Source organism: Streptomyces nanhaiensis, assembly GCF_046614825.1.
GTDB classification, from domain to species: domain Bacteria; phylum Actinomycetota; class Actinomycetes; order Streptomycetales; family Streptomycetaceae; genus Streptomyces; species Streptomyces radiopugnans.
In genome coordinates, this window is the sequence record NZ_JBKJFM010000168.1 from 1 (window position 1) to 12,443 (window position 12,443).

12 protein-coding genes and 1 pseudogene are annotated in these 12,443 nt (G+C 74.7%); 8 read left to right on the forward strand and 5 right to left on the reverse strand.

The window, feature by feature from the left end; translation table 11 throughout:
- The 3 genes from ACLIYP_RS25980 to ACLIYP_RS25990 form a co-directional block, all read left to right on the forward strand.
- Positions 1-858, forward strand: an 858-nt coding sequence (locus tag ACLIYP_RS25980; RefSeq protein ID WP_412715543.1) for a hypothetical protein, incomplete at its 5' end; no start/stop codon positions are given.
- A 205-nt stretch (positions 859-1,063) separates the two neighbouring features.
- A complete protein-coding gene (locus ACLIYP_RS25985; RefSeq protein WP_412715544.1) occupies positions 1,064-1,963 on the forward strand; it encodes a S1 family peptidase in 900 nt (299 codons plus the stop codon).
- A gap of 314 nt (positions 1,964-2,277) precedes the next feature.
- Positions 2,278-3,351, forward strand: coding sequence for a S1 family peptidase (locus tag ACLIYP_RS25990; RefSeq protein ID WP_412715545.1), 1,074 nt, complete (start codon positions 2,278-2,280; stop codon positions 3,349-3,351).
- A 157-nt stretch (positions 3,352-3,508) separates the two neighbouring features.
- Here the strand turns inward: ACLIYP_RS25990 and ACLIYP_RS25995 are convergent, their stop codons facing one another.
- The gene (locus ACLIYP_RS25995; protein WP_412715546.1) at positions 3,509-4,537 is read right to left on the reverse strand and encodes an aspartate-semialdehyde dehydrogenase; all 1,029 of its coding nucleotides are present in this window, start codon (positions 4,535-4,537) and stop codon (positions 3,509-3,511) included.
- Positions 4,538-4,750: 213 nt separating this feature from the next.
- Positions 4,751-5,710 (reverse strand): bis(hydroxyethyl) terephthalate hydrolase, encoded by a 960-nt coding sequence (gene bdeA / locus ACLIYP_RS26000; protein ID WP_412715547.1) that lies wholly within the window; start codon positions 5,708-5,710, stop codon positions 4,751-4,753.
- A gap of 242 nt (positions 5,711-5,952) precedes the next feature.
- Between bdeA and ACLIYP_RS26005 the strand changes: the two genes are divergently transcribed.
- The 3 genes and pseudogenes from ACLIYP_RS26005 to ACLIYP_RS26015 form a co-directional block, all read left to right on the forward strand.
- Complete coding sequence (locus tag ACLIYP_RS26005; RefSeq protein ID WP_412715553.1) at positions 5,953-7,134, forward strand: acyl-CoA dehydrogenase family protein; 1,182 nt, start codon at positions 5,953-5,955, stop codon at positions 7,132-7,134.
- Positions 7,131-8,279, forward strand: a complete 1,149-nt coding sequence (locus tag ACLIYP_RS26010) for an acyl-CoA dehydrogenase family protein (RefSeq protein WP_412715548.1) — start codon at positions 7,131-7,133, stop codon at positions 8,277-8,279. Before ACLIYP_RS26005 ends, ACLIYP_RS26010 begins: the two co-directional genes overlap by 4 nt.
- A gap of 163 nt (positions 8,280-8,442) precedes the next feature.
- Positions 8,443-8,940 (forward strand): annotated as a pseudogene (locus ACLIYP_RS26015) (NUDIX hydrolase); the annotation flags it as partial.
- Here the strand turns inward: ACLIYP_RS26015 and ACLIYP_RS26020 are convergent.
- Positions 8,892-9,770, reverse strand: a complete 879-nt coding sequence (locus ACLIYP_RS26020; RefSeq protein ID WP_412715549.1) for a dioxygenase family protein — start codon at positions 9,768-9,770, stop codon at positions 8,892-8,894. The pseudogene ACLIYP_RS26015 and the gene ACLIYP_RS26020 overlap by 49 nt on opposite strands.
- An 83-nt stretch (positions 9,771-9,853) precedes the next feature.
- A complete protein-coding gene (locus ACLIYP_RS26025; RefSeq protein WP_412715550.1) occupies positions 9,854-10,411 on the reverse strand; it encodes a DoxX family protein in 558 nt (185 codons plus the stop codon).
- Between the two features lie 104 nt (positions 10,412-10,515).
- Between ACLIYP_RS26025 and ACLIYP_RS26030 the strand changes: the two genes are divergently transcribed.
- Positions 10,516-10,971, forward strand: a complete 456-nt coding sequence (locus ACLIYP_RS26030; RefSeq protein WP_093662897.1) for a MarR family winged helix-turn-helix transcriptional regulator — start codon at positions 10,516-10,518, stop codon at positions 10,969-10,971.
- Here the strand turns inward: ACLIYP_RS26030 and ACLIYP_RS26035 are convergent.
- Positions 10,866-11,609 (reverse strand): hypothetical protein, encoded by a 744-nt coding sequence (locus ACLIYP_RS26035; RefSeq protein WP_412715551.1) that lies wholly within the window; start codon positions 11,607-11,609, stop codon positions 10,866-10,868. The genes ACLIYP_RS26030 and ACLIYP_RS26035 overlap by 106 nt on opposite strands.
- 179 nt (positions 11,610-11,788) lie before the next feature.
- Between ACLIYP_RS26035 and ACLIYP_RS26040 the strand changes: the two genes are divergently transcribed.
- Positions 11,789-12,443 (forward strand): helix-turn-helix domain-containing protein (locus ACLIYP_RS26040; protein ID WP_412715552.1); only part of this gene is annotated, 655 nt, incomplete at its 3' end.

The following is a 12,443-nucleotide window of genomic DNA, read 5'->3' on the forward strand; positions in this document are numbered from 1 at the left end:
ATGGCACGCCGTCCGGTCGCCGCGGCGGCCCGCAGGGTCGCGGCCGGCTGGGACCGGGCGGGGGCGCGTACCGGGGCCGAGTTGGGCTTCGACACCGCGGTGCTGACCGAGGCCGTCGGACGGCAGCCGCTGGTGGAGGCCGCGACGGGCCCGGGCGGTTCGCTGGTGGCGGTCACCGAGCCGACCGGGACCGCCACCGCCGCGGCCTTCGCCCACACCGCCCGCCTCGCCGGGCGGCCCGGCAACGCGGAGCCGCTGGCCGAGGCCGGGCGGCTCTTCGGGCGGCTGGCGCATCTGCTGGACGCCGTCGAGGACCTGGCCGCGGACGAGGAGGCGGGAGTGTGGAACCCGATCACCGCCACCGGCACCCCCCTGCCCGAGGTGCGCAGGCTGTGCGACGACGCCGTGCGCGGCATACGACTGGCCCTGCGGGACGTGGAGTTCGCGGACGAGGAGGGCGCCGAACTGGTGCGGGCGCTGCTGGGCCGCGAGACGGGACACGCGGTGGACCGGGCCTTCGCGGCGGCGCGTGTCAGCCCGCCGCGACCGGGGCGTCCCGGAACGCCGTTTCCCGGCCCGTCGCGCCGCCGGGGCGCGGTGGCCGGATGCGCGGTGTGGACGGGGCTGTTCTGCACCGGGCGGATTTGCTGCAGCAAGGAGTACGAGGGTCCTTGGTCGGGGCGCAGGCGCGAGGGTCTGTGCCGTTCCTGTGACTGCTCCGGCTGCTCGGACTGCTGCGAGTGCTGTGCCAACTGCGGTAGGTGCTGCAACAGCTCGGGCGGGTCGGGGAGTTCGGGTGGGTCCGGTGGTGGCGGTGGGGGATGCGACTGCAACTGCGGCTGCGGAGGCTGCGACTGACGGCGGCTCACGTCCGTTATGCGGGGTGACCGGTGCGCTGAGCGATGCAACTTGGCGCAACGGCACTCTTGCGCGCACGGATCGAACGTGTGAATACTCCGTCCCGGTGCTTGTCAGGGACGCGTCGTACAGCGGGTCCCGGCGGCTCCACGTGCCCGCGCCCCATCGCGGGTTCCCCCCATTTCCTTCACAGGAGGAACAGCCAGTGAAGACCCAGCGCACCGCCCCCAACGGTACTTCCGGCAGACGAGGCCGTATCCGCCTGGTCGCCGCGGCCTCCGCCGTCGTCGCCGCCGCGGCCATGGCCCTGCCGACCTCGGCGAGCGCCGCCCCCTCGCCCTCGCCCGCGGCCCAGGTCGCCATGGCGGACAAGGCGATGAAGACCGCGGACGTCGCGGGGACCGCCTGGTACACCGACAAGGCGACCAACACCCTGGTCGTCACGGTGGACAGCACCGTCAGCCAGTCCGAGATCGCCAAGATCAAGAAGACGGCCGGCGCGGGCGCGGAAGCGATCCGCATCGAGCGCACCCCCGGCAAGTTCAACAAGCTGATCTCCGGCGGCGACGCCATCTACCGCAGTGGCGGCGGGCGCTGCTCGCTGGGCTTCAACGTCCGCAACAGCAGCGGAACGCAGTACTTCCTGACCGCCGGCCACTGCACCGACGGCTACCCGTCCTGGTCCTCCAGCGCCGGCTACCTCGGTCCGACGGTCGGCTCCAGCTTCCCGGGCAACGACTACGGCCTCGTCCGGCACGACAACTCGCAGTCCAAGCCGGGCACGGTGGGCAGCCAGGACATCACCCGTGCCGCCAACCCGTCCGTGGGCCAGACCGTCTACCGGCGCGGCAGCACCACCGGCACCCACAGCGGCCGCGTCACCGGCCTGAACGCCACGGTCAACTACGGCGGCGGCGACGTCGTCTACGGCATGATCCAGACCAACGTCTGCGCCGAGCCCGGCGACAGCGGCGGCCCGCTGTACTACGGCACCACCGCCTTCGGCCTGACCTCCGGCGGCAGCGGCAACTGCACCTACGGCGGCACGACCTTCTTCCAGCCGGTCGTGGAGGCGCTGAACGCCTACGGCGTGAGCGTCTACTGATCTCACCGCCTTCCGAGCCCCCGTCCGGCCTCGCCGGGCGGGGGCTCCGCCGTGCCTGCCGTGCCTGCCGTGCCTGCCGTGCCTGCCGTGCCTGCCGTGCCTGCCGTCCGTGATCGCCGCGCGCGGGGCGAGCGGGCCCGGCGTGCCGTACCGCGCCGGTGCGGGGATGATGGCGGAGGCGGTCGTCACCCTACGGTGCGGTGTGCGCACTCTCCGTGTGTAACCCCGTCGGCCGAGGAAAGGATGACCGGGCCGGACATTCCTCCGGGGCCGCATCCCCACAGGCGGTCCCATCCCCCACGGGAGGCACAGTGTTGGAACACCGACGGACACTCACGCGGCGCATCGCCGTCGCGGGCGTGGGCGTGGCGGCGATGCTCTCCGCCCCCCTCGTCCCGGCGAGCGCGGACACCCCGGCCCCCGTCGCGCCCAGACCGCTCACCCCCACCGCCGCGGGCCGGCTGGCCTCGACCCTCTCCGGCGACCTCAAGGACGACATGGCGGGCGCCTACTACGACGCCAGGGCGCGCAAGCTGGTGGTCAACGTCCTCAGCGGGACGAGCGCGGAGAAGGTCCGGCAGGCCGGCGCCGAGCCCCGGATCGTCAAGCACTCCCTCGCCCGGCTCGGCGCCGTGCAGAAGGACCTCGCGGCCAAGAGCGCCCCCGGCACCGCGCGCGCCGTCGACCACCGGCTCAACAAGGTCGTCGTCACCGCGGACAGCACGGTGGGGGCGGAGGCGCTGGCCGATCTGAGGAAGCGGGTGGCGGCACGGGGCGACATGGCGGTCCTCAGGCGGGCCGAGGGGAGGTTCGCCCCCATGGCCCTGGGCGGCGACGCGATCTGGCGCGGGGACGGCGCGCGCTGCTCGCTCGGCTTCAACGTGGTCAGGAACGGCATGCCGTACTTCCTCACCGCGGGCCACTGCGCCCGGCTCCTCGACCGCTGGTCCGCCACCAGGTCCGGGCCGGGCATCGGGATCACCGTGGCGAGCGAGTTCCCCGGCGACGACCACGCCCTGGTGCGCTACACCGCCCGTACGGACCACCGGAGCCGGGTGAACCTGTACGACGGGTCCAGCCGCGCCGTCACCCGGGCCGCCGATCCCATCGTCGGCCAGCAGGTGCGGCGCAGCGGCAGCACCACGAGGGTCCGCGACGGCGAGGTCACGGCGGTGAACGTCTCCGTGACCTACCCGCAGGGCAGGGTCGACGGGCTGATCCAGACGAACGTCTGCGCCGAGCCCGGCGACAGCGGCGGCCCGCTGTTCTCCGGCACCACCGGCCACGGCCTGACCTCCGGCGGACGCGGGGACTGCTCCAGGGGAGGCGAGACCTTCTACCAGCCGCTGACGGAGGCGCTGCGGGACCACGGGGCCCGGATCGCCTGACTCCGGCCCGGCCCGGCCCGGCCCGGCTCCGCTTCCACGCGGGGCGCGGAAACGGCCCCGGCCCCGCCTCCAGCGGGAGGCGGGGCCGGGCGGCGGGTGCGGGGCCGCGTACCGGGCGACGCCGGCCGGTACCTGTCGGAGCGGCCCTCCGGGGCGGTTAGCGGGACTCGGCCGCGACCAGCTCCGCGATCTGGACGGCGTTGAGCGCCGCGCCCTTGCGGAGGTTGTCGCCGGCGCAGAACAGGGCCAGGCCGTGCTCGGCGGTCTCGTCGGCGCGGATCCGGCCCACGTAGGTCGGGTCCTGGCCGGCCGCCTGCTGCGGGGTGGGGATCTCGGAGAGGACCACGCCCGGAGCGCCCTCCAGCAGCTCCCGGGCGCGCTCGGGGCTGATCGGCCGCTCGAAGCGGGCGTTGATCTGGAGCGAGTGGCCGGTGAAGACCGGCACGCGCACGCAGGTGCCCGAGACCTTCAGCTCCGGGATGCCGAGGATCTTGCGGCTCTCGTTGCGGAGCTTCTGCTCCTCGTCGGTCTCGCCCAGCCCGTCGTCCACGATGGAGCCGGCCATCGGCAGCACGTTGAAGGCGATGGGCCGCACGTACTTGTCGGGCTCGGGGAACTCGACCGCGGAGCCGTCGAAGGCCAGCCGCGTGGCGTCGCCCTCGACCGCCTTGCGGGTCTGCTCGTCCAGCTCGGCGACGCCGGCCAGACCACTTCCGGACACCGCCTGGTAGGTGGCGACGACCAGGGCGGTCAGCCCGGCCTCGGCGTGCAGCGGCCGCAGCACCGGCATGGCGGCCATGGTGGTGCAGTTGGGGTTGGCGATGATGCCCTTGGGGCGCTCGGCGGCGGCCTGCGGGTTCACCTCGGAGACCACCAGCGGGACCTCGGGGTCCAGGCGCCAGGCGGAGGAGTTGTCGATGACCACGGGCCCGGCCGCGGCGACCTTCGGGGCCAGGGCCTTCGAGGTCGAGCCGCCCGCGGAGAACAGCACGACGTCCAGCCCCGTGTAGTCGGCCGTGGCGGCGTCCTCGACGGTGATCTCGCCGTCCTTCCAGGGCAGCGTCCGTCCTGCCGAGCGAGCCGAGGCGAACAGCCGCAGCTGCTCCACCGGGAAGTCGCGCTCGGCCAGGATCTCGCGCATCACTCCGCCGACCTGGCCGGTGGCTCCGACGATGCCGATTCTCATGGGGCTCCTTCTGTCGTGCGTGTCCCGCTGCGTCAACCCTCTACCCTGCCCTGCCGGACGCACGTGCGCCAACTTCCTTTGGCGCACGTCACACCCGGAGCGGGTGCGGTGAGGAGGCCGCGGGACACGCGCAGGCGGCGGCCGCCGAAGGGCGGCCGCCGCCTCGCGCCGGGTCCCGGACGTCCCTCCCGGGGTCCCGGCGCCGGCCCGGCGTCAGTGCGGGCAGTTGCCGCGGAACTCCTCGATGGCGAGGCTGGGCCGGGGCAGCGGGCACAGGAACTGCTCGTAGCGGGTGTCGTCGTCCACGAAGCGCTTCAGCCAGGAGATGCTGTACTTCGCGATCTCGGTGTTCGAGATGTTCGGGGTGAAGTGCGTGGCGTTGTTGAGCTCCATGTACGCCCGGTCCGTGGAGGAGGGCAGGCTCTCGTAGAAGGGCTCGGCGTGCGAGCGCACCGAGGCGATGCTGTCCCCGTCGGCCCCGACGATGAAGGTCGGGACGGTGATCTCACGCCAGGTCTTGTCGAGGTTCCAGGGGGTGAGCGGGATCGCGGCCTTCAGGGACGGCCGGTCCTTGGCGGCCTCCAGGCTGCCTCCGCCGCCCATGGAGTGGCCCATGACCGCCAGGCGGCCGCTGTCGATGCGGCCGCGGACCGAGCTGCGCTGGGTCAGGTAGTCCAGCGCGGCCAGCAGCTGGTCGCCGCGGCTGGCGGGCTGGTCGTAGCGGGTGTTGGTGTCGATGGTGAAGACCACGAAGCCCTGCGAGGCCAGGCGGGGGCCGTACCAGGCCATGCTGGACTGGTCGGCGGTGTAGCCGGGCGAGACCGCGACCGCGCCGAAGGTGCCGTCGCCGGTGGTGGTCGGGTAGTAGATCGTCCCGCCGCCGAAGCCGGTCACCGACAGGGAGGACACCCTGGTCTCGGAGACGGAGTAGGGGCCGCGGGCGGCCTCGATGCTCCGCTCGGTCGGGTCCGGGCCGCGCTCGTAGGGGTTCTCGGCGGCCTGGACGGCGGCCGGCGCGGCACCGGAGTCCTGGGTGGCCTGGGCGGTGGGCAGGGCGACGCCCACGCCGCCCAGGACCATGGCCAGGGCCACGCCCAGCTTCGTCAGGCGGCGGGGGCCGCCGCGGTGTCTGGTGGCCGTGCCCGGTGTCGTGTCGTGCTGCTGCGGCTCCATGATGACCCTTTCCAGGTGTGTGAGGGGTGACCTTCTGGGGTCGGACGGATGCATCGTGGTGCCGGAGCACGCGGCTCCGCATCGGTGAAACCGCCGGTCCCGGCCGGGACCCGGTGCGGGCGCGGCGGGCGTCGCGGGCGCCGCGCCGGAGCCATTGACGTACCGGTCGGTATGCCATGAGGATGAGCAAGCGCTTAGTCGTGGCCCGTGAAGGAGATCCCGTGCCCCCTGCGAACGCCCCCGTGACCGACCCGGACGAACTGCGCCGACGTACCCAGGCGCTGCTCGCGGAGCACGATCCGGCCGTCACCGAACCACTCGACTTCCTCCGCGCCCGCTACGACGCGGGACTGGCCTGGGTGCACTTCCCCCACGGCCACGGCGGGCTCGACGCGCCCCGCGCCCTCCAGGCCGTCGTCGACGCCGAGCTGGCCGCCGCCGGAGCCCCCGGCAACGACCCCGGCCGCAACGGCATCGGCCTGGGCATGGCCGCACCGACGATCCTGCGCTACGGGACCGAGGAGCAGAAGGAGCGCTTCCTGCGCCCGCTGTGGACCGGCGAGGAGGTGTGGTGCCAGCTGTTCAGCGAGCCCGGAGCCGGTTCCGACCTGGCGGCACTTGCCACCCGGGCGGTACGCGACGGCGACTCCTGGGTGGTCGACGGCCAGAAGGTGTGGACGTCCAGCGCGCACAACGCCCGCTGGGCCATCCTGATCGCCCGCACCGACCCGGACGTCCCCAAGCACCGCGGCATCACCTACTTCGTCTGCGACATGACCGACCCCGGCGTCGAGGTGCGGCCGCTGCGCCAGATCACCGGCGAGGCGGAGTTCAACGAGGTCTTCCTCACCGGCGTCCGCATCCCCGACGCCCACCGGCTCGGCGCGGTGGGGGAGGGGTGGAAGGTCGCCCAGACCACCCTGAACAACGAGCGCGTCGCCATCGGCGGCCAGCGCATGCCCCGCGAGAGCGGCATGGTCGGCAAGGTCGCCGCCACCTGGCGCGAGCGCCCGGAACTGCGCACCCACGGCCTCCACCAGCGGCTGCTGTCGGGCTGGGTCGGCGCGGAGGTCGCCCGGCTCACCGGCGAGCGGCTGCGCCAGCAGCTCGCCGCGGGCCACCCCGGCCCCGAGGGCGCCGGGACGAAGCTCGCCTTCGCACGCCTGGCGCAGGAGCTCAGCGGCCTGGAGGTCGAGCTGCTGGGCGAGGAGGGCCTGTCCTACGACGACTGGACCCTGCGCCGGCCCGAGGCCGTGGACTTCACCGGCCGTGAGGCCGGCTACCGCTATCTGCGCGCCAAGGGCAACTCCATCGAGGGCGGCACCTCGGAGATCCTGCGCAACATCATCGCCGAGCGGGTGCTGGGACTGCCCGCCGAGCCCCGCACCGACAAGGACCTCCCCTGGAAGGAGCTGGCCCGATGACGGACCTTCTCTACTCGGAGATCGAGGAGGAGCTGCGCGCCAGCGTCCGCGCGCTGCTCACCGACCGCTGCCCGCACGAGAGCACGCTGGGCCGCTGCGAGACGGGCGAGCCCTACGACCGCGGACTGTGGCAGACCCTCGCACGCGACCTGGGGGCGGCCTCCCTGGCGGTGCCGGAGGAGGCGGGCGGCGCCGGGGCCTCGGTGCGCGAGGCCGCCGTGGTGCTGGAGGAGCTGGGCCGGGCGGCGGCGCCGACGCCGTACCTGGGCAGCGCCGTCCTGGCCACCACCGCCCTGCTCGCCCTGGAGGGCGCGGACGGCGGCGGCGGTGACAGCGGCGAGGCCGCGAAGCTGCTCGCGTCCCTGGCCGCGGGCGAGCGCACCGCCGCACTGGCGGTGCCGCTCTCCGCGGCGCCGGGGGCCGGCACCTTCCCCTCCGCCGTACGGGCCGACAGCGCGGGCACCCTGACCGGCACGGTCACCTCGGTCGCCGACGCCGCGGCCGCCGACGTGCTGGTCGTCCCGGCCGAGGGCCGGGACGGGCCGGGGCTGTACGCGGTGGAGACGACCGCGGCGGCCCTGTCCGTCGTACCGCGCACCTCCCTCGACCTCACCCGCCCGGTGGCCGACGTGGTGCTCACCGGCACCGCCGCCCGGCGGCTGGCCGGTGCGGAGCGGGCCCCCGCCGCGCTGGAGCGCGCACTGCTGACCGGCGCCGGACTGCTCGCCTCCGAGCAGCTCGGCATCGCCGAGTGGTGCCTGACCGCCACCGTCGCCCATCTGAAGGACCGGCGGCAGTTCGGGCGGCAGCTCGGCTCGTTCCAGGCCCTCAAGCACCGGCTGGCCGACCTCTGGCTGGAGGCGGTGGGCGCGCGGGCCGCCGCCCGGTACGCCGCCGACACCCTCGCGACCGGCGATCCGGACGCCCCCGTGGCCGTCGCGGTGGCCGCCTCCCACTGCGGGGAGCTGGCGGTACGGGCGGCCGAGGAGTGCGTCCAGCTCCACGGCGGCATCGGCATGACCTGGGAGCACCCGGCGCACCTGTACCTCAAGCGCGCCAAGGCCGACCAGATCGCGCTGGGCACCCCCGACCGCCACCGCGCCGCGCTCGCCGCGCTGGTGGACCTGCCGGCGCCGGTGGGCTGAGGCCGGGCCGGCAGGCGCGACGGGCGCGGGGGAGGCCGGGGGCACGGGGGGCTCCCGGCCTCCCGCGCCCCGGAGCCGGTGCGCAAGGCGTACCCGCCGGGTGCGCCGGTGCTGGAGGCCGGTGCGATGATCGCGCACCATGAGGAGCCTGCGGAACAGAAGACGGCACAGGGAGATCGTCGACGTCCACCTCGTCCTGCGGCGCGGTGAGGAGGTGCTGCTCGCGCGCCGGGCGGGCACCGGTTACGCGGACGGCCTGCTGAACGTGCCGTCCGGCCACGCCGAGGACGGCGAGGACGTGCGGGAGGCGGTGATCCGGGAGGCTTACGAGGAGATCGGGCTGCGTCTGGTGCCCGAGGAGCTGAAGGTCGCCCTCGTGGTGCAGCACTGCTCCCCGACCGGGGATCCCCGGATGGGGTGGTTCTTCGAGGCATGGGCGGGGGAAGGGCGCGAGCCGGTCAACGCGGAGCCCGACAAGTGCTCGGAGCTGAGCTGGTTCCCGCTGGAGGCGCTGCCCGGCGACATGGTGGCCTACTGCCGTGCCGCGCTGGAGGCGTACCGGGCGGGCCACCGCTTCGCGCTCCACTGGCACCGGCCCGGGGACTCCATCGCCTACGACCCGGCCGCCCCCGGCCGGGTCGTGGTGCTCCCGGCCACCTGAGGGCCGGGCGCGCCGGCTCGGCCGAACTGCACCGAGCGCTTGGCCAGCCCGCCCCAGAAGCCGTCGACGACCGTGCGCTGGGCGCCCAGATCGGCCTCGCCCGCCCCGAGGGAGACGAACAGCGGCGCGAAGTGGTCGGTGCGCGGGTGGGCGATCCGGCCCGCCGGGGCCCGGTGCTCGAAGTCGAGCAGGGCGTCGAGGTCCGCCCTCTCCAGGGCCTCGCCACCCCAGGCGTCGAACTCCTTCGACCAGGACGGGGCCTCGTCGGGCCCGGCGCCCCACATCAGACCGCGCAGGTTGTGGGTGAAGAAGCCGCTGCCGATGATCAGCACCCCCTCGTCGCGCAGCGGGGCCAGCCTGCGGCCCAGCCGCAGCAGCTCCCCGGGGTCGAGGGTGGGCATCGAGAGCTGGAGCACGGGGACGTCGGCGCCGGGGTACATCTCGGCCAGCGGCACGTACGCGCCGTGGTCCAGACCCCGGTCCGGCGCCTCGTGCACCGGGGTGCCCGGCCCGGCGAGCAGGGCCCGCACCTTCGCGGCCAGGGCGGGGGCGCCCGGGGCCGGGTAGGCGACGCGGTAGTAGTGCTCGGGGAAGCCGTGGAAGTCGTACACCAGCGGCACGGTCCGGGTGGCGCCCAGCGTCACCGGCGCGGACTCCCAGTGGGCGGAGACGATCAGCACGGCCTTCGGCCGCGGCAGCCGCGCGGACCAGTCCGCGAGCTGCGCGGTCCACAGGGCGTCGTCGGCCAGCGGCGGGGCGCCGTGGCTGAGGTAGAGCACGGGCATGCGGTCCGCCGCGGGGCGCGGGGCCGGAGGGACGGTTGCGGTCATGGCGGTGCCTTCCGTTTCTTCTGCGTCTCCGCCTCCCGGGCTCGTGCGCAGGCGCGTACCGGGGAGCCCGGGGGAGGGGTGTATCAGGAGCGGGCCAGCAGGGTCGCGCCCGCGACGACGACGGCCAGTACGACGGCGGCCGCGCCGTGGGAGAGCCGGTGGGAGCGGAGCACGGGCAGGGCGCGGTCCACGGCCCAGCGGCCGGGGCCGGAGAGGGTGAGCGCTGCGGCGCCCGCGGCGAGGAGGAGTTCGTACTCCACGCCCTGCGGCGCGAAGAAGCCGCCGCCCCACTTCACCGCCACCGCGTTGACCATGGTTCCCAGCACGGCCGCCCCGGCGAGCGGGGTGAGCAGGCCGAGGGCGAGGGCGAGGCCGCCCGCGGTCTCCGTCAGCCCGGCGACGACGGCCATCGCCTCGGGGGACGGGTAGCCGAGGGAGGCGAAGAACTGCCCGGTGCCCTCGACGCCGCCTCCGCCGAACCAGCCGAACAGCTTCTGCGCGCCGTGCGCGGCCATAGTCAGGCCGAGGGCGAGGCGCAGCAGCAGGAGCCCGGCGTCGTGGGCGGTGGGCGAGGACGCCGGGGCGCCGGTGCCGGCGCGTGCGCCGTCGGTGCCGGGGAGGGTGCCGGTGGGGATGGCCATGGGTGCTCTCCTGCTCTGCCGTTCCGATGGTTCAAATTCGAATCGTCTGCTCGTGGCGAGCGTACAGCTTGGTTCGAATTTGAACAACCGCGTACGATGGGGGCATGAACGAGCCCCGATGGCTGGACGAGCTGGAGATGGCGGCCTGGCAGGGCTTCCTCGAGGCCGGCAACCGCGTCGCCCGACGGCTGGAGCAGCAGCTCAAGGACGAGGCGGGCCTGTCCCACCCGCAGTACGAGATCCTGGTCCACCTCGCAGACGCCCCCGGCGGCGAGATCCGCATGACCGAGCTGGCCGAGCGGCTGATCACCTCCAAGAGCGGCCTGACCTACCAGGTCGGCCAGTTGGAGAGGCGCGGTCTGGTACGGCGCCGCGCCTGCCCCACCGACGTCCGCGGCGTCTTCGCCGTTCTCACCGAGGAGGGGCGCGAGCTGCTGCGCGGTGCGGCCCCCGGTCATGTGGCGGCGGTGCGCGAGGTGCTCATCGACGTCCTGGACCGCGAGGAACTCGCCGTCCTGGCCCGGGCGCTGGGCGAGGTCGGTCGGCGGCTGCGCGACTGAGCGGACGGCGGGCGCAACGCCGTGCGCGTCGTCTTCTTGAAATCCTTCACCGGGGCGTCCTCGAAGGTGCCCATCTGGCCCCAGGCGACGACCGTGACGGTGCGCCCGTCGCGGCCCACGCCGAACAGGTGGATCCCGTACTCGGACTCCGGCGGGGCGGTGTGGACGCCGTAGACGTGGGCGCCCTCCTCCACGTCGACGCGGCCGTAGTCCTTCCACCGGGCGGACGCCCCCGGGTACCGCTCCTGGAAGTCCGCCGCGCAGTCGCGCACCGAGGCCTCCGCCGCGGCGGCCAGCCTGCGGGCCGCGCCGGCGCCGGCGGTACGCACCGTGACCTGTACGGCCCCGGTGTCGTACTCCGTGTGGAACTGCCGGTGCCAGGCGCCCCTGGCGGGCAGCGCCTCCTCCAGGCAGAAGACCGGGAACTCCGGAAGCCCCCGGGCGACCTCGCCCTCGTACCAGGGCGAGAACGGGTGCGGCGGAAGCTCCCGGGCGGAGAGGAACCCCGGTGCGGTGCTCCGCTCCGGGGCGGCCTGGGCCGTGCCGGCGGTGGTCAGCGCGGTCAGTGCGGTCAGTGCGGTGGCGACCGCCACCGCCGCGGCGGTGGCGGTACGGCGGTGCCGTGTGCGGATGGTCATGCGGGTCCCCCTGTTTCGTCGGGCCGGCGGTTCGTCACCGTGAGCCTGCGCCGCCCTGTCACACGGTGGCAACAGATACCGCGGAAAGCGGGACGCGGGAACGTTCGCGCCTAGGCTGACCAGTGGAAACGCGCGAGCCTGGAACGCGCTCCCGGAACGGCGCAGACGAGGGGGATGCCATGGGGGCCGCACGGGGGACGGAGGAGTTCGCCTCCTTCCTGAGGGAGCTGAAGGAGCGGTCGGGGCACAGCTACGGCACGCTGGCGCGCCGGCTGCACACCAGCACCTCCACACTGCACCGGTACTGCAACGGCCGGGCGGTACCGGCGCAGTACGCACCGGTGGAACGGCTGGCGAGACTGTGCGGCGCGACCCCGCAGGAGCTGCTGGAGCTGCACCGGCGGTGGATGCGGGCCGACGCGCTGCGCGGAAGCGAACCGGAGCGGCCGGGCCCGGCGGCGGAAGCCGCATGCGAGACCCGCTTCGAGCCCGAGCCCGAGCCCGAGCCCGAGCCTGCGCCCGAGCCCGAGTCTGCGCCGTCCGCGGCCGCCGTCCCCCGGCGGAGCCGGGTGCCACCGCGGCGGCGGCCCACCGTGATCGCCCTGCTCGCCGTGCTCCTCGCCGCCGCGGTCGCCGCCGCGACGTACGCCCTCCCCGACCCGCAGCGCCGTACCGCGGGCGGACCCGCCGCCCCCGTGCCAGGGGCCGACGGCGGCTCCGGCGTCCCACCGTCCTCCTCCCGGCCCTCTTCCGTGTCCCCTTCCGCCCCGGCCTCCTCCCCAGACCCGGCCGAGGCCGGGACCGGCGGGAACACCAAGGGCGGCGCGAGGCCGG